Raw genomic sequence first — 22563 nt, 5'->3', positions numbered from 1 at the left:
TGCTGGGCTTAGCTTTATTTCATGGATTCTGCTAACTGGAAGCTTAGCTTATCTTTTCTGGCTGCTTTCACTAACATGTAGGCGATTGGGGTGTCGACAGCTGCGATAAGGAATTTGAATACATATTGCGTACCGATCATTCCTAACAACGCTCCTGTCGGCATGGTGCCGGCAAATGCAATGGTAATAAATACTACGGTATCAATCAGCTGGCTCGACATCGTCGATAGATTGTTTCTGAGCCACAGCTTCTGTTCACCATGTTTCTTTTTCAACCGATGGAAGATGAATACGTCGAAATTTTGACTGGCGACATAAGACACCAGGCTTGCCAGCATCACCCGGAAGCTGCCACCGAGAATCGTTTCAAATTCGGTCTGTGATTGGAAAAATGGTGCTGCTGGAAGCTGAATCGCTACAAAAATAAAAATAAGCGCAATCACCTGGGTGAAAAATCCGGCCTGTACCGTTTTCCTGGCTGCTTCTTTACCGTATACTTCCCCGATTACATCGGTGATCAGATAAGTGACAACATATACAATGACAGCAGCAGGAAGTACGTACCCGCCAACTGAAAACAGCTTTACCCCTAAAATATTAGCTAAAATCAATAAACCTACAAATAATGCATTTAAATAAATGAACATCTGATTCCTCTCCTTATCAAAGGGAGCAAACTTTCTAAACGTTACCCTCGTCTAACGGTTGTCGATTTTTTCAGGATATAGATCGTGATTGAAGAGTCGTTGCTCTGCCATTTGTTCGAACTTCGTGCCAGGCTTGCCATAGTTGCAGTATGGGTCGATGGAAATACCGCCTCGTGGCGTGAATTTGCCCCATACTTCGATATAACGCGGATCCATTAGCTCAATCAGGTCATTCATTATGATGTTGACACTATCCTCATGGAAATCCCCGTGATTCCGAAAACTGAAGAGGTAAAGCTTCAGCGATTTGCTTTCGACCATCTTTTCATCTGGAATGTAACTGATATAAATCGTCGCAAAGTCGGGCTGACCTGTCTTTGGACAGAGTGTAGTAAACTCAGGGCAATTGAACTTTACAAAGTAATCCCGGTTTGGATGCTGGTTATCAAAAGTCTCAAGTACATCGGGGTCGTAGTCGAAGGAATAGTTCGTCCCTTGACTGCCCAGCAGGGATAAATCTTTTAAATCTTCATCTTTTCGTCCAGCCATATTGATTGCCTCCTTTATATGCTTGTATCCATTTCATTTAGAAAAACCTGGCTTGTCGCCAAGTACTTATAGCGAAAGCTTTAGCCTTTTTTTATACTTTAACCCTTTAACCAAGTTAAACTTTCCTAAAGTACAAAAAAGACCACACCCTAAGGGATATGGTCTCTGACATCATCATATATCCTTAGTTTTTTATCGAGGGTGTCGCTAAGAACCTCTCCCGTGTGTTACGGATTTTATTTAATTACAACCTTATTTATTATAGGGTTCCTTCCTGTTCCTGTCAATCAAGAGTATGATTATGTGATGCTTTTTCACCAATCTGGCAAAACTTATCCCTTATTACTTTAAAACTTTGCCGAAGTATTCTAAAATAAAAAGTAATTCACGAATTTTTAGAAAAATCCAAATAGGAGCTCTGCCGAACATAAGTGTAGCGAGTGTTTTTTTACTTAGGTAAGAAACCGTTTATAAATTATTAAATGAGGTGATTCTATGGACATGCAACCAATTCCAGCACGTGAAGGCAATCACAATATGAAAGACTACAAAGAAACATATGATCAGTTCCAATGGGATAGTGTCAAAAGCCAATTCTCTTGGAGTGAAACAGGTAAAGTAAACATCGCTTATGAGGCAATCGATCGCCATGCGGACAACCCTGATAAAAAGGATCAGACCGCTCTGATTTATTCAGCTCCCAATCGTGAAGAGAAACTAACCTTTGAAGATTTGAAATTCAAAAGTAACCAATTTGCGAATGTATTGAAAAAATATAACGTAGAGAAGGGTGACCGTGTTTTCTTATTCATGCACAGAAGCCCTGAATTTTACGCTGCGTTTCTTGGAATCTTGAAAACTGGTGCAATCGCAGGGCCTTTGTTTGAGGCATTTATGGAGCAGGCCGTACGCGACCGTTTGGAAGATAGTGAGGCAAGCATGCTTGTCACTACTCCGGAATTATTGGAGCGTGTTCCGGTTGATGAACTGCCAAATCTGAAAAAAATCGTCCTTGTTGGGGATGCACCTGACCAATCGGGTGATTATATCGATTATCACAAAGAAATGGAGCAGGCTTCCAAAGATTTTGAAATCGAATGGGTAGATTTAGAGGATGGCATGCTGCTTCACTATACATCCGGTTCTACCGGCAAACCAAAAGGTGTCTATCATGTACACAATGCCATGCTTCAACACTATCAAACTGGTAAATGGGTATTGGACCTTAAAGAAGATGACACTTACTGGTGTACAGCTGACCCGGGCTGGGTAACTGGTACAAGCTACGGTATTTTTGCTCCGTGGCTAAATGGAGTGACCAATGTAATCCGCGGTGGACGTTTCAGCCCGGATGATTGGTATGGTACCATCGACAAATACAATGTAACCGTGTGGTATTCTGCCCCGACAGCATTCCGTAAGCTGGTAAGCGCTGGAGAAGATGTGGCGAAGAAACATGATATGTCTTCTTTACGCCATGTCTTGAGTGTCGGTGAACCACTGAATCCGGAGGTTATCACCTGGGGATTGAAAGCACTGGATCTGCGAATCCATGACACATGGTGGATGACAGAAACCGGTGGCATGATGATCTGTAATTACCCGGCTATGGATATGCGTCCAGGTTCTATGGGTAAACCTTTCCCTGGAACAGAAGCGGCAATCGTCGATAATGACGGGAATGAACTGCCGCCAAACCGGATGGGGAACCTGGCACTGAAAAAAGGCTGGCCGTCCATGATGCGTGCCGTTTGGAAGAATCCTGGCAAGTATGAAAGCTACTTCCTTGGTGACTGGTATGTATCGGGAGATAGTGCTTATATGGATGAAGACGGTTACTTCTGGTTCCAGGGCCGCCTTGATGATGTTATCAACACCTCTGGTGAGCGTGTCGGACCATTCGAAGTAGAAAGTAAGCTGATTGAGCATGAAGCAGTTGCTGAAGCCGGGGTTATCGGTAAGCCGGATCCTGAGCGTGGAGAAATCATCAAAGCATTCATCACATTGAATGATGGTTATAAAGAGTCCGATGAATTGCTGGAAGATATCCGTCAGTTCGTTAAGAAAGGGTTAAGCGCGCATGCGGCTCCTCGTGAAATCGAGATCAAAGACACGATTCCGAAGACACGAAGTGGTAAAATCATGCGTCGTCTCCTAAAGTCCTGGGAGCTTGGCCTTCCGACCGGAGACACTTCTACACTAGAAGAATAAGCAATAAAAAAGATGCCTGCAACGTTATTGCAGGCATCTTTTTTGTAAATTTTTAGGTGGTTGGTTTCATCCAGCTCCAGCGCCTACCCCCTCGAGGTCTTAAGTCAATCCTCTCTGTGACAAAGAAAGTCACGCCGAGGCTTGTCTTAAGCTTGTCGGGGGTGAACAAGGCGCTTGCGCTTTTGTTCAAAATTATTTTTCCAAATCGCCTTGTGGGCCGAAGAACTCATAATTGATCTGCTCCATAGGAACGTTCCAATCTTTCAAAGAACCATAAATAGCTTTCATGAATCCTTCTGGTCCACAGAAGTAGAAATCGGAATCCTGCGGAACAATGGATTGAAGCCATTCAAGATCGACATACCCTTCTTTAGCATGAAGCTTTTCTTTCATATCCTCTTCTGTTGGTGTGTCATAGACGATATAAGTTTTAATGTTTGGATATTCTTCCCCAGCCATCTTCATATCGTGCTTCAAGGCATGGACACTGCCGTTACGTGCCGCATGAATGAAATGAACTTCCCGGTCAATTTGTTGTTTGATGATTGTCTGCAGCATACTCATCATTGGAGTAAGCCCGACACCACCACTGATTAGGACTAGTGGCTTTTTGGAATCCGTATCGAGGAAGAAGTCACCCGCAGGGGCACTGACAGGAATGACATCCCCTTCATTTACATGTTTATGAAGGAAATTAGAGACTTTTCCTTCTGGAAGCTGTTCAGTTCCTTCCTCGCGTTTGACGCTGATACGGAAGTAACCTTTGCCTGGGGCATCAGAAAGGCTGTATTGGCGTAATTGGTCGTATTCTTCATTCGGCATTTTTGCTTGAATGGTCAAATATTGACCTGGCTTATAGGTTGGCAATGCTCCTCCGTCTACTGGTTTTAAATAGAAGGAAGTAATGACATCACTTTCTTTTACCTTATCAATCACTTCAAAGTCGCGGTAGCCGACCCATCCGCCAGTCTCTTCATCAGTTTCTTTATACATGTCCGCTTCCACTTGAATGAATGCCTCTGCGATGACTCCATAAGCCTTTTCCCAGGCATTGATGATGTCATCAGTAGCAGCATCACCTAGCACGTCTTTGATAGCAAGCAGCAAATATTTCCCTACAATTGGATACTGTTCCGGTACGATATTCATGCTGCGGTGTTTATGGGCGATTTTTTCGACTGCAGGCATGATAGCGCTTAAATCATCAATATATTGAGCAGCAGCATAAACAGCATTAGCAAGCGCACGTGGCTGCTTTCCTTCTTTTTGGTGCGTCATATTAAAGACATTCTTCAGCTCCGGGTGAGCTTCAAACATCATTTGATAGAACCTTGTGGTAATTTGTTCCCCGTGTTCAGCAAGTACAGGCACAGTAGCTTTTACCGTAGCAATGGTTTGCTCATCAAGCTTAGGTAAGGTTTCTGTAGACATAATAAAAAAACTCCTTTTAAAAAGTTATTGTAATTAAAGATGTATTTTCCGTGTATCTTTATTGTTAAACATTATAAGCACTAAAGCAATATTGTAAATGCATGTTTTTGTGACAATTTGGTTAACTGTTTCACATGGAACAATTTTAGTTTACAAATAAGACAACCGTTAGATACCTGTGATACGATAATGTAAAGTAAATTATTTAAGGAGTATGCTACATGCGTCTGAAAAAATATACAGATTATGCGCTTCGCGTGCTGATATATACGGCTTCCAAACCAGAGGGAGAGCTTGCAAGCATTAAAGAAATATCGAAAGTCTTCGATATTTCGGAAAACCATCTGAGTAAGATTGTCCATCAGCTGAACAAGCTAAACATGCTGACGACCATTAGAGGCAGGTCGGGTGGGATCAAACTTGCGAAGCGGCCGGAAGAGATAAATGTCGGGGATGTGGTCAGAAAGATGGAAGATGACTTTATCCTTTTGGAATGTTTTGATCGTGGCTCTGATCATTGCGTAATTACGCCAGCCTGCAAACTGAAGCATGTGCTGAATGATGCGCTTGAGGCATTCCTGCAAATTCTTGATGATTATACACTGCACGATTTATTAAGCAATAAAAGTAGACTTAGGCAACTAATGGACATTACGGATTAAACGCCGCCTTTCTTCAGGCGGTTTTCTTTTATTCTCTAAGAAAGTTTAATAGTAAGTCTTTCTTCATAAGTGATTGGCGACAAACCAGGTTTTTTACTATTTCGTAGCGTATGATTTCAAAAGTTTATGCAGAACATGATAGAAGAATAATAAATTCACATGGAGAAGAGATGGGAGGAGCAATCCTATGGACAAAATATATGATGTTATAGGCATCGGTATTGGGCCTTATAATCTGGGTTTAGCTGCATTATTAGAAAAAACAGAACTCGAAGGGTTGTTTATAGATAAGACAGCTGAATTTGACTGGCACCCAGGCATGATGATCGAAAAAATGAACTTACAGGTGCCGTTTCTTGCGGATGTCGTGACACTTGCAGACCCGACAAGCCCGTATACATATTTGAATTACCTGCATGAACAAAACAGGATGTTTCAATTTTTCTTTTTCAGTGAATTCAAAGTCCCGCGCCAGGAATATAATGATTACTTAAAATGGGTGGTCGAAAAGCTCGAAGGCCTAATGTTCGGGCAGGAGGTAGTAGATGTCATCGATCATAACCAGGCAGAAGAAGCTCATTATGAAGTAGTGATAAAAGCAGTAGAAAGTGGAGAAATGAAAAGCTTCCGGGCAAAACATGTCGTCATGGGTACGGGCAGCAAGCCGCTGGTACTGGATGGAATGAAAGGGTTCCCGGAAGAAGATGTACTACATACCAGTGATTACCTGTATCAAAAAGGGAAGCTGCTATCTTCCGACCATGTTACAATCGTTGGTTCAGGTCAAAGTGCTGCTGAAGTCCTTCTCGATCTATTGCAGGAACAAGAATACCGTGACAACATGCATTTGACGTTATTCACCCGCTCTTCCGGTCTGTTCCAGCTGGAAAGTGCCAAGCTTGGCCAGGAATTTTTCTCTCCGGATTATGTCGATTATTTCCATGACCTTTCTTTTGAAAAAAGAAAAGATTCGCTGGACTTGTTAGGCAACCTTCGAAAAGGCATTGACCCTGATACCCTGGAAGAGCTCTATAAGACGCTTTACCACAAATCGACAGGAGATAAAAAAGCGCGCGTAACCATCCAGCCGATGACAGAAGTGAAGGGGATAGAAAGAAACGGTGATGGTTATCTGCTCAACTGTCACCAATGGCAAGTGGATGAAAAATTTGATTACCGTACGGAAAAGGTGGTACTGGCGACGGGGTATGTACCTCATATTCCAGAATGGTTCATGAATCGTTTTAAGGAAAAAATCGAATGGGAGGATGAAAAGCGGTATCGCGTAACCCGCGATGCCCGTCTTGTATTCCATGATGAAAGAAACCATCATTTTTTTGTCGCAACAAATCTGGCTCATACCCACGGTGCCGGCGCCACCAACCTTGGGCTGGCCGTCCGTCGCAATGTTCAAATCATTAATAAGATTGCTGGGGAAGAAGTTTATCAAGATAGAAGAAATGCTATTTTTCAGCAGTTTAAAATGGAAGATAAAGACAAACATGTTTAACTCACCAATGGACGGGTAAATCAAAAATGTGACTTCATTATAAACGAAATGATATATGAAGGAGGCATTTTAGTTATGAGTAAAAAAATCGCATGCTTATTGACTGACATGTTCGAAGATGTTGAATATACGGATCCAGCTAAGCAGTTCAAAGAAGCTGGTCATGAAGTAGTTACGATTGAAAAAGAAGCAGGGAAAGAAGTGACAGGTAAGCAGGGGGATGCAACAGTAAAAATCGATAAAGGTATCGATGAGGTCAACCCGGAAGACTTTGATGCATTGTTCTTGCCTGGAGGGTTCTCCCCGGATCAGTTGCGCGCGGACGAACGATTTGTGAAATTCTCCAAGCATTTCATGGATGAAAAGAAACCAGTATTCGCTATTTGCCATGGACCACAGCTGTTAATTACGGCTAAAACATTAGAAGGACGCAAAGCGACTGGCTTCACATCAATCGCTGTTGATATGGAATATGCCGGTGTTGATTATCAGGATCAAGAAGTTGTCGTCTGCCAGGATCAATTAGTCACAAGCCGTAACCCGGACGACTTGCCAGCATTCAATCGTGAATCATTGAAGCTTCTTGATAAATAAAATAATAAAGTGATGGTATCAATACCTGCGGGCCAATCAATGTCTCGCAGGTATTTTTTATTAGGATTCTGTTAAATCTCATTGTTGATTTTACAGTTAAAGCTCCCTATTGTTGAAGACTCAGTTTCGAGAGAAACTGTTTCCGTTAAAGTTGGAAGCCTCTGGAGGTCCGGGAAATCACTCGCTTTCCATGGGCGCACGGTGAGCTTCCTCGGGCTAAAGCCCCGCGGGATCTCACCATGTACTATTTTCCCATAGGAGTCTCATAATTTCCCGGATCTCCTTGCGTTTATAAGAGAATCGGAAACATCGATAAGCAGGCCTTCAACCAAAGGAGAACTACTTATAAAAGCGGGATGTAACCTTCAACCTCAAGCCATATTATTCGGTGATCGTGGATGATCTCTTCAGCTATGCGGAGGTTCGTTTCTCCATCCTTCGGATGGGTTGGTTGGGAAACTGCGAGACTCCCGTGGGAGAAGGAGCCAGGCGAGACCCCACAGGGAGTGAAACGACTGAGGAGGCTTGCCGGATTCCCCACAGGAAAGCGAGTAGTTTCCCAGCCAGCCCTGACTCTTTTATGGTAACGAACCTTTACAATCTTGAAACTGAGTCTTCCATAATCCGGCCCTTTAGTTGAATTATCGTCTTATGAAAATAATACTTCCTAAAATAAAACCATTCTATCGTGACGTAAGTACTACTTTTTCTGAAATATATGACTTATGTGGTATAGACAACTATATATATTCTCCGTTACGCTACAAATAGATTAATGTAAGCCTTTTCATCGATTTATTTCGACAAAAGAAATTCTTAAGAAGAGGAGGAAAGAAATGAAAAAGAAATCTATGAAGCTTGCTTTAGTAACGGTACTAGGGGCTTCCATGTTTACCGGGTATGGAGTCCAGGCAGAAAACAATGTCCCGCCCGAGCTTACGATTGAACAGAAAGATAAAAAGAATAGCCAACGGGGCGCCCATCCGGTCTTCACCTGGAATAATCCAGGTCCTGTATCACCAGTTCTGCATCCTGGTTCCGTGAGAGGAGCAGGCATGGTACAAGCACCACTGGAGGGGATCACCGGATTGATGGAAAGCAAGATCGAAGAAGGAGTTATGCCTGGTGCCGTGACCTTCGTAGCTCGCAGGGGCCACATAGTCCAGCATGAAGCCTATGGTCATGCCGCCTTATATGAAGATGATCAAGGAACGGTAATGGATCAGCCGGTAGCTATGAAAAAAGATACCATTTTCGACATGGCATCGATAAGTAAAGTCTTTACGACAACAGCTGCCATGCAATTGTACGAAGAAGGTATGTTCCAGTTGGACGATCCTGTTGCTGAACATATTCCTGAATTTGCGACAAATGGAAAAGAAGAAGTGACTATTCGACAGCTGATGACCCATACCTCTGGATTCACCCCATGGGTACCGATTTACACCCAGGAAGGGGATAGAGAGGACAGGCTGCAATACGTATTGGAACGTCCATTGGCTAATGATCCAGGAACCACCTATACTTACAGCGACCTGAACATGATAACGCTGAGTGTATTAATCGAACGCCTGTCGGGTCAACGACTGGATGAGTACGTCAAAGAAAATATCACTGACCCTCTCGGCATGGAAGATACGATGTACAATCCGCCGGCTTCTTTAAAAGATCGAATCGCAGCAACCGAATACCAGCCATGGACGGACCGTGGAATCGTTTGGGGAGAAGTGCACGATGAAAATGCCTGGTCGCTTGATGGAGTAGCCGGACATGCCGGTGTATTCTCCACTGCCAGGGATTTGGCGACATTCGCCCATATGTATCTCAATGATGGTACTTACGGAGGGACACAAATCCTGAAGCCGGAAACAGTCAAACTACTGGCTGAAAATCAAATTCCGCAATTTCCTGGCGATGAACATGGCCTTGGCTGGGAGCTGCAGCAAGGATGGTACATGGATGCTTTATCCGGCAGTTCTACACTTGGTCATACCGGCTATACAGGAACATCGATAGCTGTCAGTCAAAACAATGACACCATCGCAATTTTACTCACCAATCGCGTCCATCCGACAAGGGAAACAGTGTCTACCAATGTTGCGCGACGTCCATTTGCAAGACTGGTTGCAGACGCCATCCCTGTTACGATACCGAACAAAGAGGATGCCTGGTTTGCTGGATATGGAGATCGACTGAACCGGACGTTGACAGCAGAAGTGGAGCTTGATGGGGAAGCCGTTTTAACGTTTGACACCTGGCACCGGATTGAAGCGGGATATGATAAAGGATTCATTGAAGTGACTACGGACGGCGAGAATTGGGAGCAGGTCGGAGAAGTGCTTACCGGGAACAAAGACTGGCATCAGTTAGAAATAAACTTGCCGGCTGATACCCAGCAGGTAAGATTCCGTTACCAGACAGACGGCTATACCAATGGCCGTGGCTGGTATGTCAATAATCTGGAACTGAAGATTGCAGATGGAAGCATCCAGACACCGGAATTTTCTGGTGGAGGATGGGAGCTTAGAAACTATTAAGTTTCCCCGATAGTACTTTTCATAATTTACACCTGGTAAGAAAGACTATTTTACACAAGGAGGAAGCTAAATGAAGCAGAGGCGTAATAAGTGGCTGTTTTCTTTATTGGCATTTGTGCTGGTTTTGTCCCATTTAATGATCGGGGTGCCGGCAAATGAAGTGGCAGCTGCTGATCATGAAGGCGTCAAAGACTTGGTCTTACTCGAGAATGTCCCGCAGCTAGAGAAGGATGTTGATGGTGAACAGCTAAAGCTGAATGCTTTACATGTCTATGAAGCTGGGCATTTCATGGCAGTTTCTCAAGATTTGACCTGGACATCTACGAACAAGAATGTAGCAACGGTTGACGAAGATGGCACGGTTACAATGACCGGGCAAAACGGGAGGACTTTCATTAAGGTCAGCGACGGCACATACGAAGACCGGATCGCCATTGATTACAAGCCTGTGGCTAAAGCGGCTGGTACCAAAGGGAAGCCGGAATCTGAAGCAACGCTTAAGAAGGAAGATGGAAGCCGCTATGACATCATTAGCCATGCAATCGAGAACATGTCCTTAAAAGAAAAAGTAGGACAAATGCTGATGCCTGATTTCCGTAAGTGGGAAGGCGAGAATGTGACAGAGATGCTTCCGGAAATAGAACAACTAGTGAAAGAATACCATCTTGGCGGTGTCATCTTGTTCCGTGAGAACGTGGTAACAACGGAACAAACAGCGAAGCTTGTTACAGAATACCAGCAGGCAGCAGAAAAATATGGCTTGCTTTTGACGATTGACCAGGAAGGCGGCATAGTTACCCGCCTCCAGTCGGGAACCGATATGCCTGGCAACATGGCATTAGGTGCAACGCGCTCTACCGATATCGCCCAAAATGTTGGACAAGCGATCGGAGAAGAGCTGGCATCCTTAGGCATCAATATGAATCTGGCACCGGTGATGGATGTAAATAACAATCCTGACAACCCGGTTATCGGTGTCCGTTCGTTCGGTGGAGATCCTGAATTAGTGGCGGAAATGGGGGTCGCATACACCGAAGGTCTACAAAGCACAGGAGTAGCGGCAACGGCTAAACACTTCCCGGGTCATGGAGACACAGCTGTCGATTCTCATCTCGGACTTCCTGAAGTACCCCACGATAAAGAGCGACTGAAAGAAGTGGAACTATATCCTTTCCAGAAAGCGATGGAAGCTGGAATTGATGCAATTATGACCGCGCATGTCACGTTCCCTAAAATCGATGATACCAAGGTCACCTCTCAAAAAACAGGAGAAGAAATCGCTTTGCCTGCCACCCTTTCTCCTAAGGTATTGACCGGTTTAATGAGGGAGGAAATGGGATACGAAGGTGTGATTATCACCGATGCGTTAAATATGAAGGCGATTGCTGATCACTTTGGTCCTGTCGACGCCGTCATACGCTCGGTAAAAGCAGGCACAGATATTGTACTGATGCCAGTCGGGCTTGAGGAAGTAGCAGACGGACTTCTGGAAGCGATCGAGACTGGAGAAATCTCAGAAGCTACTATTGAAAATTCTGTTGAAAGAATTTTAACGCTTAAAGTAAAACGAGGGATTATTAAGGAGGAGCAGCCGCAGTCAATCGATGAAAAAGTGGAAAATGCGTTGCAGGTTGTAGGATCTGACAGCCATAAACAAGTGGAACAGGAAGCAGCTGATCGTTCCATCACATTAGTGAAAAATGACGATGTACTTCCACTTCAGTCATCTGAAGATGAAAAGATAGTAGTTGTTGGAAGTAGTTTTGTTGATTCGTTAGGGGATGCAGTTAAAAATCACCATGCGGATACTACTGTAATCGCACCAGACGGCAGTACCTTAACACCTGAACAGCTGGCAATCGTCAAGGGTGCGGATAAAGTAATTGTCGGTACCTACTCATACAATGTGTATTCCCGTTCGGCAAGCCATCCGCAAATGCAGCTGGTCAATACGATCATGAATGAAACGGATGCTCCTGTTATCGGAGTCGGTATCCGAAATCCGTATGACATTATGGCTTACCCCGATGTAGATGCTTATCTCGCACAGTATGGTTTCCGGACAGCGAGCTTTGAAGCTACAGCCGCAACGATTTTCGGTGAAAATGCTCCTACAGGAAAACTGCCTGTACAGATACCCGGGGACAATGGTATACCACTTTATGAATTTGGACATGGTTTGAATTATTGATTGCTGGGCGCTTCGTGCGCCCGGTAGATTAATACAAAAAAATTTCAGGGAGAGGATTTAATGAAAAAATGGTTGATTTCGATTGTGACGACACTGCTCATCCTATCGACATTGTCGATTGCCATGGCTGATAATAACGGAAAAGGTAAGGGACATGGCTACGGCAATGAAAAAGACAATCAATTTGAGCTCGGGGTAGAAGTATTGTTAAATGACCAGAAGAATTTAATTGAAGGTAAAAAAGTCGGGTTGATCACGAACCCTACAGGAGTCGATCAGGAACTAAACAGTATTGTCGATTTACTCCATAATGATGAGGACGTCGAACTGACGGCATTATACGGACCGGAACACGGCGTGCGTGGCAGTGCCCAGGCCGGCGATTATGTCGAGTATTATATTGATGAAAAAACAGGGCTTCCTGTCTACAGCCTATATGGTCAGACAAGGAAACCTACTCCGGAAATGTTAGAAGATATTGATGTGTTGCTGTTTGACATTCAGGATGTCGGAACTCGTTTCTATACGTACATTTATACAATGGCTTACGCTATGGAAGCGGCCCAGGAAAATGATATCCCATTCATCGTTTTAGATAGACCGAACCCGATCAGCGGAAGTAAAGTTGAAGGACCTGTCCTGGATATGGAATATCAATCGTTTGTCGGCAATTATCCAATTCCGCTCCGACATGGTATGACAGTTGGGGAGCTGGCGAAGTATTTCAACGAAGAGCATGATATCGGGGCAGACTTGACAGTCGTGGAGATGGACGGATGGAAACGCCATATGTACTATGACAAAACACCACTCGAGTTTGTCGCTCCTTCTCCAAATATGCCGACCCTTGATACGGCCTTAGTATATCCTGGCGCTGCCTGGATTGAAGGCACAAATGTTTCCGAAGGCCGTGGAACGACGCAGCCATTCGAATTGATCGGTGCTCCGTTCATAGATAGCACAGACTTAGCTGCCGCAATGAACGAACTTGAGCTTCCGGGAGTGACTTTCCGTGCGGCTTCGTTTACACCTATGTTCTCGAAGCATAGCGGAGACCTTTCTCACGGTGTACAGATTCATGTCACCAATAAGAAAATCTATCAGCCGGTCGAGACAGGCCTTGCGCTTGTGAAAACGATTCATGATATGTATCCGGAAGATTTTGAATTCCGAGCTGAAAACAGTGAAGGGGTTTCCTTCTTTGACTTATTGGTCGGAAATGGATGGATCAGGGAAGCGATTGAAGAAGGACAGAGCATCGAAGAAATCAAATCCCAATGGCAAGACGGCCTTGATGATTTCAAAGAGATTCGCGAAAACTATTTACTTTATAAGTAAAACAGATGCTGCCTGGCCCAATGAGGTCAGGCAGCTATTTTCATATCGATATTGTTGCATGAGGGCAGCGCTGCTGTAATAAATCACGCAGTGCTTCTTCGTCTTTTGGTGCCGATAACAGGTAGGACCGATGCTGGTGGTCGGTAACTTTCATGCGTTTGAGCGTCCAGGCAGGACTCGATAACGGATTATAACTGTAGTTTACCTTTCTGATATCCCTTAACGGTATTCTTTTTTTAATTGGACCGAAATGTGCAATGAAAGCGTCATCCCTCACTTCGTGGTATGATTGAAATAACGCCCACAAAAGCAGTCCTGCAATCGGAATGACAATGAGCAGACCGGTCCACCCTTCAGCAGGATCTGTGTACACTCCTAATAATCCCAGAGGCAGAAGGAAGATTGATAACAGGACAAGAAATGGGTTTTTCTTCACTTGAAATTTCATATGGTACACCTCACAATTCTTGCTATAACAAAGATATACATAGGATACGGAACAGAATGGGGTTTAGTTTCAATAATACAGGAGGGATAAGTGATGATTGTCAATCAGTCAGGAGATAACTTTATTATGATGGCTCAGCATGATCACGCGCAAGCATCAGGTAAGCTTGTCGATAACTGGAAACAGGATTTTATTATGCGTTCAAAGCTCCGTCAACTAGCGGATTGGGCAGTGGGTCAGCACGACCGCGCCTGGATTCCTCTGGATAAACATCCTAAATGGAATGAGGATAAAAATCGTCCTTATACCTTTGTCGATTATCCGTTAAAAGAGAAGCTGGATGCTTATGTACATGGAATTGATGATATAGAAAAAGATTCTTACTATGCAGCTGTGCTGTGCAGCCGTCATTATAGTTCTTTTTTTCCAAACGATTCTCACGATCCGGACATCAGGCATTTCCTCGATCATGAACAAAAACGACGGATCCGTCTGAAAAAACAGATGGATTTAGAAGTGCCGAGATACCTTTATGATCTTCACTTTAAGCGCCTGCAGTTCTGTGATGATCTTTCCCTTTATATTTGCATGCAGGAACCTGGAGTATCTAAAGAAGAGGAGTTGTCCTGGTTTAAAAACGGGTTTAGACAAACGTTCGATTTCGCTCCTCAGGGAATGATGTCCCACTGGCTGGACAAATATACGGTATCAGTAGCGCCATTTCCATTTGAGCGCCCGTTTGAATTAGCTATTCCATACCGGTTGGTCACTATGGAGGCGATTGATACCAAAGGACTCCAACGAGCATGGGATCAGGCTGATATCGAATACCGCCATGTAAAAATAGTTCCAGGAAAGTAATAGGAATAGCTTTCCTGAAAGAAATGGCTGCCTCTACCAAAAGGGGCGCCTTTTTTGGTAAGAGACAGCTAGGTGTTCAGCTTAATTTTTCAACATTGAACTGCGACTCGATTAAAGCCCAATTCTGTGGAAAGGACAATCCTAATTTCCAGTAACTCACACCTTTTAATCCAAGTTCTTTCACTAAATCGAATTTTTTTTGAATCGATCGTGCATCTTCGAACCATACTTCATGTCGTTTGCCTTCGGTGTCCTGATAAAAGAAAAACGGGGCTTGTGCTTCCTCGTCATACTCAATCGCAACGTTATTCTCCCTTGCCAGCTGAATCGCCTGCTGGGGACTCATCGCTTTGGCGAATTCTCCTCCTTCGACGAATGGGAGTGTCCAATCATACCCATATAAATTTTGTCCAAGGAATATTTTTTCCGCGGGCATTTCCGTCAAAGCATACTCTACTACTTCACGCACAGGACCAATTGGAGATACTGCCATCGGAGGACCTCCGCTATAGCCCCATTCATAAGTCATTAATACAACAAAATCTACAATCTCACCATGTGCACCATAGTCATGCGCTTCATACCAGGCGCCTTTTTGCTCGGCACTTGTCTTTGGCGCAAGCGCGGTGGAAATCAATAACCCTTCCTGCCTTAACCGTTCCTTTGCTTTACGAAGAAAGTTGTTGTAATCCTGAGCCATTTCTGGAGGCAAAAATTCAAAATCAAAATGGATATCTTTATAGCCGACCTGTTGCGCGGTTGTGATGATATTATTTAGCAAGGTATTTTGGACGTTTTCATCGGTTAAAATCGTCCTGCCGAGCTCGGCGCTGAAACCATCGTCGGTCAAATTGGTGACTACCATCATGAGAGATGCCGTACTGTTTTGTGCAATCTGCTGAAAATCATCAAGTGGAGGTGCTTCCAGGCTGCCATTTGACTGAACACGATAACTGAACGGAGCCAGGTAGGTCAATAATGGGCTCCTTCTTCTGGCTGCAGTTTCCAATGCTTGTGAGACCTGACCGCCGAAAGGTTCCACGTAAGCATTGAATGATGCATTTACCTTTGGCTGTGGCGGGATATATAACCTGGTACCTATTTGCAGGCTGGCATTCAAGGGGATTTGATTTACCTCTGCCAGTTGCTGGGCAGTTGTATTGAAGCGTTGGGCAATCGTATACAAACTGTCACCTGCCTGAACAGTGTAAAACTGTCCAGTAATCGGTATCACCAGCGCCTGACCGACAACAAGATTGCCAGGTGTCTCTAGTTCATTCGCTTCAATGATTTCCTGAGGGTTTATATTGAAGGCATTTGCAATAGTAAATAAACTGTCTCCACTTTTCACTACATAAATCTGCATGATATCACTCCCTTCAAATCACTCCTTTATCAGTTTATGACTCTTCAGGGAGGGTTTATGATTAGATAGGAGAAACATCTGCCTTCAACACATTTTCCATCATCGTCAATGCATATTGATTATCGTTCGGGTCATTGGATGCGATAGTATTCTCAGGTATCCATAATTCATACTCTCTCATATAAGCGTCATTAGCTGTGAATAAGACACATATATTTCCGGCGATACCACTTAGTATCAGTCGTTTGACACCTAGTTCATAGAGTAAGGACTGTAAAGAAGACTGGTAAAAACCTGAGTGTTTCGGCTTTATTAGAAAATAATCCCCATCGTCCGGACGGATGGCTTCTAACAGCTTTTTGTTCCCGTCATTTAGACAGTGCTGATAGATTTGTTGCAGATCTGCCCGCCAGGATGCATAATGGTCATTGATATAGATGATTGGAATCCCGTGAGCACGGGCGTGCTGTTTCAAGTTCATCATGGCCGGCAGGATGCGATAAGTTTGTTCAAGCAGTTCTTTACCATGAGTGAATTGGAAATCATTGATGACGTCAATATAGATAAGTGCAGACTGTTCTGGAGCAGCCATATAGGGATTCCTCCTTCTTTAACTTATATTCTGCTCGATGACAGGCTAAATCATGAAGAAAAGTGTGATTAATATGAATGAAGATCAAAAATGGATGCAATATGCGATTCAAGAGGCTAAGAAAGCAGCAGCTGTTGGCGAGGTTCCCATTGGAGCTGTAATTGTCAAAGACGGTGACATCATTGCTTCTGGTTATAATCTGCGAGAAACGAGCCAGCTTGCTTCCTCCCATGCAGAATTTATCGCCATCGAACGGGCGAATAATATTCTTGGCAGCTGGCGGCTGGAAGAATGTACGCTGTATGTCACGTTAGAACCTTGTCCTATGTGTGCAGGTGCCATATTACAAGCGAGAATTCCCCGAGTGGTTTTCGGTGCCCCGGATCCAAAAGCGGGTTGTACTGGTACTTTGATGAATTTGTTACAAGATGAACGGTTTAATCATCAGGCGGAAGTAGTGAATGGCGTGGAAGAAGAAACTAGTGGGCAATTGCTTTCGGATTTTTTCAAACAGCTGCGCAAACAAAAGAAAAAAGTGAAAGAATCCAAAGATTTACATTAATTTTGGATTGCATTTTAGTATGAAACTCGTTATACTGAAATATGCCGTGCTAAGCGGGGAGGTAGCGGTGCCCTGTACTCGCAATCCGCTATAGCGAGGCCGAATCCCCATCCGAGGTGGTGCGGCCTTAAGGTCTGCCTCAAGTAAGTTGTGTTGACACCCAGGTCCTGCGCAACGGGAACCAGCGAACCCTGTCAGGTCCGGAAGGAAGCAGCAGTAAGCTGACCCTCTCGTGTGCCGCGGGAGTGCCTGGGTCGAGCCATGAGCTTGAGTAACGCTTAGGGCCGCTCCATCGACGATGGGTGCGCGGCATTACATAATGAAAAACTCACCTGAACCTCAGGTGAGTTTTTTTATATCATTTTTGGCCCCGCTTGTTTTCATCTGATATGGGATTCAGGTATAATAGGGGAGAAACTATTAAAGGAGAACGGTAGTATGAGCTATCAGGCATTATATCGTGTTTGGCGTCCGCGAACTTTTGAAGACGTCGTTGGACAAACCCATATCACCCGGACGTTGCAGAATGCGATCATGCAGGATAAATTTTCGCATGCCTATCTGTTTTCAGGACCACGTGGTACCGGGAAGACCAGTGCGGCGAAAATTTTTGCTAAAGCAGTCAACTGTGAACGTTCTCCAGCGAAAGAACCTTGTAATGAATGTGCTGCATGTCTCGGCATCCAGGATGGTTCCATTTCCGATGTCATTGAAATCGATGCTGCATCGAACAACGGAGTCGAACAAATCCGGGAAATCCGCGATAAAGTAAAATACGCACCAAGTGTGGTTGAATATAAGGTATATATCATCGATGAGGTGCACATGTTGTCAATCGGAGCTTTCAATGCATTGTTAAAGACATTGGAAGAACCACCGAAGCATGTGATCTTTATTTTAGCGACGACCGAGCCGCACAAGATTCCTTTGACAATTATCTCCCGCTGTCAACGGTTTGACTTCAAACGGATAGCGCAGCAGGCGATGGTCGAGCGGATGGAGAAAATCATCAGCCAGGAAGGTATTCATGTATCCCGGGAAGCGCTCGAAGTCGTTGCGCTGACAGCAGAAGGCGGTATGCGTGATGCTTTGAGTTTACTGGATCAGGCCATTTCCTATAGTGAAGAAGAGGTTACTATTGAGGATGTGCTTGCTGTCACTGGTTCTGTATCCCAGCAAAAATTAACTGGAGTCATCGAGTCGTTGCAGCAGCAGGATGTTAGACAAGCCTTGCAGCATGTGGATGACTTGATTCAGCAGGGGAAGGACCCGGGACGTTTCGTATTTGATTTGATTTACTATTTGAGGGATTTGCTACTATATAAGAGTGCACCGGATCTGGCGGACAATTTAGAAAGAGCGATTCCTGATGATCAATTCAAGCAACTAGCCGAAATGACAGCGCCAGATTGGATTCAGCAAGCCATTAAAGAATTGAATAAGTGCCAACAGGAAATGAAGTGGTCGACCAGTCCGAAGGTATTCATTGAAATCGCCATGTTGAATCTGGTAGACAGCCAGCCTGCTGCTCAGCCTGTTGAAACAGAAGCGGTTCAACGCCTGATAAGAAGGCTGGATGAGATGGAACGCGAGTTGAAGCAGCTTAAGCAGAATCCTGCTCCGGCCCAGCCTGCTCCAGAACAAAGGCGGACACAGCCGAGAAGCAACCGTAATGGTTTCAAAGTACCATATGAGCGGATTCGTCATGTTCTGAATGAAGCTTCTAAGGAAGAAATCAAGCACGTTCTATCTAAATGGGCGAACTTCATGGAAGCACTAAAGCAGAATAATGCTCCCGCTCATGCGACGTTATTGAATAGTAAACCAAGGGCAGCTTCTGACAAAGGGCTGGTGTTAGCCTTCCGATATGAAATTCATTGTTCGCTCGCTTTGGAACATAAGCAAACGATCGAGCCGCTGTTAGCTGATTTTATCGGAAAAACGGTAGAGATCATCCCTATTCCTGAGCCCAAATGGCAGGAATTACGGGAAGAATATGTTCGGAAGCAAAAAAGTGAAGAAGCGGATAATAGTGAAAGTGGCAACAACGAAGAGGAAGAAGATCCATTAATCACTGAAGCACGCAAGTTAGCTGGTGATGATTTAATAGAAATACATGAGTGAAAATTAAAGGAGGAATTACCATGCGTGGTGGAGGAAATATGAACAACATGATGAAACAAATGCAAAAAATGCAAAAGAAGATGATGAAAGCACAGGAAGAATTACATGAAATGACATTTGAAGCTACAGCCGGCGGCGGAATGGTTAAAGTTGTAGCAAACGGGAAAAAGGAAATCACAGATGTCGAAATCAATGAAGAGGTTGTCGACCCGGATGATGTCGATATGCTTCAGGATTTGATTCTTGCCGCGACCAATGATGTGTTGAAGCAAGTGGATGATAAAACGAACGATACAATGGGACAATTCACTCAAGGCTTGCCTGGTGGAGGTATGTTCTAGGAGGAATTCAGATGTATTATCCAGAACCGATTTCCAAGCTGATCGATAGCTTTACGAAATTGCCAGGGATAGGTCCGAAAACGGCTGTCCGCCTGGCTTTTTTCGTGTTAGAGATGGAAGAAGACGATGTCTTGGAGTTTGGGAAATCATTAGTTAATGCAAAACGGGAACTGACTCACTGCTCGGTCTGCGGGCAGATTACCGATCAGGATCCATGCTCGATCTGTCAGGATGAATCACGTGATAATTCACTGATTTGTGTAGTTCAGGACCCTAAAGATGTCATCGCTATGGAAAAAATGAAAGAATTCAGTGGTAAATACCACGTATTGCATGGCGCCATTTCCCCAATGGATGGAATCGGACCAGAAGATATCAATGTGCCAAGTTTATTAAATCGACTGAAGGATGAAGGAGTGGAGGAGTTGATTCTTGCTACTAATCCTAATATAGAAGGGGAAGCGACAGCCATGTATATATCCAGGCTTGTCAAACCTTCCGGAATTCGAATTACCCGTCTGGCCCATGGACTCCCTATGGGCGGAGATTTAGAGTATGCCGATGAAGTTACACTATCGAAGGCGATGGAAGGTAGAAGAGAATTATAATAAGTAGGTGGCACAGTTGAGAAGAAAGAAAATAAAAAAGGTGATGGATCAACAGCTCCTGTCGGAAATATATTATCTGAAACAAGATTGGATGAAGTTGAAAAAGATAATCGATCATAGTATTGAGCCCACAGAAGAAGGCTTGCGCGATCTTGCGCTTGTACAGGCAAAGTATTTCTATTTGCTGCGTGAAGCCAGACATCGTAAATTGAATGCCTTGTCCTAAATAATGTGCTAATCCCTTTGCTCTGTTCATATGAATAATAGAAAGGACAAGCGAAGGGGGAGGTTGCCTTGGATCCGGTGATCGTTATAGGCGGGTTGGTTTTGGCGATTGTATTAATTCTTGTACTAGGAGCGCCGATTAAACCGATGAAATGGGTAGGACTAGCCAGTATGAAGCTGTTGATAGGCGTTTTATTATTGTTTTTCGCAAATGTATTCGGTGCAAGCATCGGATTGCATATACCGATCAATTTATTTACAGCAGTCATAACTGGGTTACTCGGAGTTCCTGGTTTACTTTCATTGACTGCACTCCAGTTATGGGTGTTGTAAAACAAAAGCGGGGAAACTTTCCCTGCTTTTTTATATGGTATGATTGTATGTTGATTTTACAATTAAGCTCCCTTTTATTGAAGACTCAGTTTCGAGAGAGACTGTTTCCGTTATGGTGGGGGGAGCATTTGGAGGTCCGGGAAATCACTCGCTTTCCATGGGCATGTGGTGAGCTTCCTCAGGCTTCGCCTTGCGGGATCTCACCGATCATGTTCATCCCATAGGACTTGAAAAAGCATCTTGAATAAACACCGCACGAAGAAAAATGCGTATCATTTTCGAGGAGTCTCGCAATTTCCCGAACCTCCTTGCGTTTGTGAGAAAAACGGAAACATTGGTTTGCCGTCCTTCAAACATAAGGTGAGCTACTCATAAAAAACGTCTTATAAACTTCATCATAGTTCCAAATTATTTGTGGAAGACATCTTCATCTATGGCAGGGGGTTCGTTTCTCTCATTCTTCGGATGGGGTGGTTGGGAAACTGCGAGACTCCCGCTGGAGAAGGAGCTAGGCAAGACCCCACAGGGAGTGTAACGACTGAGGAGGCTTGCCAGTTCCCCCGCAGGAAAGCGAGTAGTTTCCAAGCCACTCCTAACACTTTTTTGGTAAAGAACCACTTCTATCTTGAAAATGAGTCTTACATAATTCGGCTCTATTGTTGAATAAGCCTCTTATGAAAAATCAACAACAATGTTTAACAGATCCTTTTTTATAAAAAATCATAAAAAACTATTGCACACTTAAAAATACCATGATATATTATTACTTGTCGCTTTAAGCGAGCGGCGCGCAACGAGAAACAAACATAAATAAATCATTAAAAAGTTGTTGACTTTAAAACAACCGCATGATATATTTATTAAGTCGCTGTTTTGAGGCGGCGAAACGATTTGATCTTTGAAAACTGAACGAACCAACCAGTACGTCAAATTAATTTCTTCATTATATGAGGAAATAAAACAACGCACTTTAGCAGTGCAAACATGAGCAAGTCAAACTTTACTTTTATGGAGAGTTTGATCCTGGCTCAGGACGAACGCTGGCGGCGTGCCTAATACATGCAAGTCGAGCGCGGGAAGCAAGCGGATCCCCTTCGGGGGTGACGCTTGTGGAACGAGCGGCGGACGGGTGAGTAACACGTGGGCAACCTGCCTGTAAGACTGGGATAACCCCGGGAAACCGGGGCTAATACCGGATAACACCGGACTCCACATGGAGTCTGGTTGAAAGATGGCTTCTCGCTATCACTTACAGATGGGCCCGCGGCGCATTAGCTAGTTGGTGAGGTAACGGCTCACCAAGGCAACGATGCGTAGCCGACCTGAGAGGGTGATCGGCCACACTGGGACTGAGACACGGCCCAGACTCCTACGGGAGGCAGCAGTAGGGAATCTTCCGCAATGGACGAAAGTCTGACGGAGCAACGCCGCGT

General features: G+C 44.2%; 20 protein-coding genes, 1 rRNA gene and 1 other RNA gene. 16 read left to right on the top strand and 6 right to left on the bottom strand.

From position 1 onward, the window contains the following. Nucleotides 1-14 precede the first annotated feature (14 nt). Together ACGTN9_RS00110 and queF are read right to left on the bottom strand one after the other, a co-directional pair. Entirely contained in the window at nt 15-647 is a 633-nt protein-coding gene (locus ACGTN9_RS00110) for a queuosine precursor transporter (RefSeq protein ID WP_499589339.1), read from the bottom strand. 51 nt (nt 648-698) lie between these two features. Beyond that, nucleotides 699-1196 (bottom strand): preQ(1) synthase, encoded by a 498-nt coding sequence (queF, locus tag ACGTN9_RS00105; RefSeq protein WP_499589337.1) that lies wholly within the window; start codon nt 1194-1196, stop codon nt 699-701. 495 nt (nt 1197-1691) lie between these two features. On the opposite strand from queF, the gene acsA reads away from it, so the two are divergent. Then, nucleotides 1692-3407, top strand: a complete 1716-nt coding sequence (acsA, locus tag ACGTN9_RS00100; RefSeq protein WP_499589335.1) for an acetate--CoA ligase — start codon at nt 1692-1694, stop codon at nt 3405-3407. A 192-nt stretch (nt 3408-3599) separates the two neighbouring features. Here acsA and hmpA read toward each other — a convergent pair whose 3' ends face one another. After that, a complete protein-coding gene (gene hmpA, locus ACGTN9_RS00095) occupies nt 3600-4838 on the bottom strand; it encodes an NO-inducible flavohemoprotein (protein WP_499589333.1) in 1239 nt (412 codons plus the stop codon). Between the two features lie 221 nt (nt 4839-5059). Between hmpA and ACGTN9_RS00090 the strand changes: the two genes are divergently transcribed. The 6 genes from ACGTN9_RS00090 to ACGTN9_RS00065 all read left to right on the top strand — a co-directional run bounded on the left by ACGTN9_RS00090 (nt 5060) and on the right by ACGTN9_RS00065 (nt 13670). Continuing rightward, entirely contained in the window at nt 5060-5500 is a 441-nt protein-coding gene (locus tag ACGTN9_RS00090) for an Rrf2 family transcriptional regulator (protein ID WP_499589331.1), read from the top strand. A gap of 187 nt (nt 5501-5687) precedes the next feature. After that, nucleotides 5688-7010, top strand: a complete 1323-nt coding sequence (locus ACGTN9_RS00085; protein WP_499589329.1) for a lysine N(6)-hydroxylase/L-ornithine N(5)-oxygenase family protein — start codon at nt 5688-5690, stop codon at nt 7008-7010. A 75-nt stretch (nt 7011-7085) separates the two neighbouring features. Continuing rightward, nucleotides 7086-7604 (top strand): type 1 glutamine amidotransferase domain-containing protein, encoded by a 519-nt coding sequence (locus ACGTN9_RS00080; protein WP_093042023.1) that lies wholly within the window; start codon nt 7086-7088, stop codon nt 7602-7604. 836 nt (nt 7605-8440) lie between these two features. Continuing rightward, entirely contained in the window at nt 8441-10141 is a 1701-nt protein-coding gene (locus tag ACGTN9_RS00075; RefSeq protein WP_499589326.1) for a serine hydrolase domain-containing protein, read from the top strand. 70 nt (nt 10142-10211) lie between these two features. After that, nucleotides 10212-12332: a glycoside hydrolase family 3 protein gene (locus tag ACGTN9_RS00070; RefSeq protein WP_499589324.1), complete on the top strand. Its 2121-nt coding sequence runs from the start codon at nt 10212-10214 to the stop codon at nt 12330-12332. 60 nt (nt 12333-12392) lie between these two features. Continuing rightward, on the top strand, nt 12393-13670 hold the full coding sequence (locus tag ACGTN9_RS00065; RefSeq protein ID WP_499589322.1) for an exo-beta-N-acetylmuramidase NamZ family protein: 1278 nt from the start codon (nt 12393-12395) through the stop codon (nt 13668-13670). 40 nt (nt 13671-13710) lie between these two features. Here the strand turns inward: ACGTN9_RS00065 and ACGTN9_RS00060 are convergent, their stop codons facing one another. Then, complete coding sequence (locus tag ACGTN9_RS00060) at nt 13711-14118, bottom strand: PH domain-containing protein (RefSeq protein ID WP_499589320.1); 408 nt, start codon at nt 14116-14118, stop codon at nt 13711-13713. Between the two features lie 93 nt (nt 14119-14211). Here ACGTN9_RS00060 and ACGTN9_RS00055 point away from each other — a divergent pair, with 93 nt between their 5' ends. After that, nucleotides 14212-14979 (top strand): DUF3891 family protein, encoded by a 768-nt coding sequence (locus ACGTN9_RS00055; protein ID WP_499589318.1) that lies wholly within the window; start codon nt 14212-14214, stop codon nt 14977-14979. Between the two features lie 76 nt (nt 14980-15055). Here the strand turns inward: ACGTN9_RS00055 and ACGTN9_RS00050 are convergent, their stop codons facing one another. Together ACGTN9_RS00050 and ACGTN9_RS00045 are read right to left on the bottom strand one after the other, a co-directional pair. Further along, complete coding sequence (locus ACGTN9_RS00050; protein ID WP_499589316.1) at nt 15056-16345, bottom strand: glycoside hydrolase family 18 protein; 1290 nt, start codon at nt 16343-16345, stop codon at nt 15056-15058. 61 nt (nt 16346-16406) lie between these two features. Further along, nucleotides 16407-16937 (bottom strand): cysteine hydrolase family protein, encoded by a 531-nt coding sequence (locus ACGTN9_RS00045; RefSeq protein WP_499589314.1) that lies wholly within the window; start codon nt 16935-16937, stop codon nt 16407-16409. Nucleotides 16938-17010: 73 nt separating this feature from the next. On the opposite strand from ACGTN9_RS00045, the gene tadA reads away from it, so the two are divergent. The 8 genes from tadA to ACGTN9_RS00005 form a co-directional block, all read left to right on the top strand. Next, the gene (gene tadA, locus ACGTN9_RS00040) at nt 17011-17499 is read left to right on the top strand and encodes a tRNA adenosine(34) deaminase TadA (RefSeq protein WP_499589312.1); all 489 of its coding nucleotides are present in this window, start codon (nt 17011-17013) and stop codon (nt 17497-17499) included. A gap of 44 nt (nt 17500-17543) precedes the next feature. After that, nucleotides 17544-17809, top strand: an RNA gene (ffs, locus tag ACGTN9_RS00035) — signal recognition particle sRNA large type. Nucleotides 17810-17937: 128 nt separating this feature from the next. After that, on the top strand, nt 17938-19623 hold the full coding sequence (gene dnaX / locus ACGTN9_RS00030) for a DNA polymerase III subunit gamma/tau (protein ID WP_499589310.1): 1686 nt from the start codon (nt 17938-17940) through the stop codon (nt 19621-19623). 20 nt (nt 19624-19643) lie between these two features. After that, the gene (locus ACGTN9_RS00025) at nt 19644-19964 is read left to right on the top strand and encodes a YbaB/EbfC family nucleoid-associated protein (RefSeq protein ID WP_093041995.1); all 321 of its coding nucleotides are present in this window, start codon (nt 19644-19646) and stop codon (nt 19962-19964) included. 11 nt (nt 19965-19975) lie between these two features. Further along, entirely contained in the window at nt 19976-20572 is a 597-nt protein-coding gene (gene recR, locus ACGTN9_RS00020) for a recombination mediator RecR (RefSeq protein WP_028784542.1), read from the top strand. Nucleotides 20573-20588: 16 nt separating this feature from the next. Further along, nucleotides 20589-20798, top strand: coding sequence for a YaaL family protein (locus tag ACGTN9_RS00015; RefSeq protein ID WP_499589307.1), 210 nt, complete (start codon nt 20589-20591; stop codon nt 20796-20798). Between the two features lie 77 nt (nt 20799-20875). Beyond that, the gene (locus tag ACGTN9_RS00010; protein ID WP_499590466.1) at nt 20876-21130 is read left to right on the top strand and encodes a pro-sigmaK processing inhibitor BofA family protein; all 255 of its coding nucleotides are present in this window, start codon (nt 20876-20878) and stop codon (nt 21128-21130) included. 1005 nt (nt 21131-22135) lie between these two features. Further along, a 16S ribosomal RNA gene (locus ACGTN9_RS00005) occupies nt 22136-22563 on the top strand; the annotation flags it as partial.

It is taken from the genome of Halobacillus sp. B23F22_5 (assembly GCF_043497085.1).
Lineage (GTDB): Bacteria > Bacillota > Bacilli > Bacillales > Halobacillaceae > Thalassobacillus.
The sequence above is the reverse complement of the archived record's forward strand: the minus strand, read 5'-3'. Positions and strand labels throughout refer to the sequence as shown.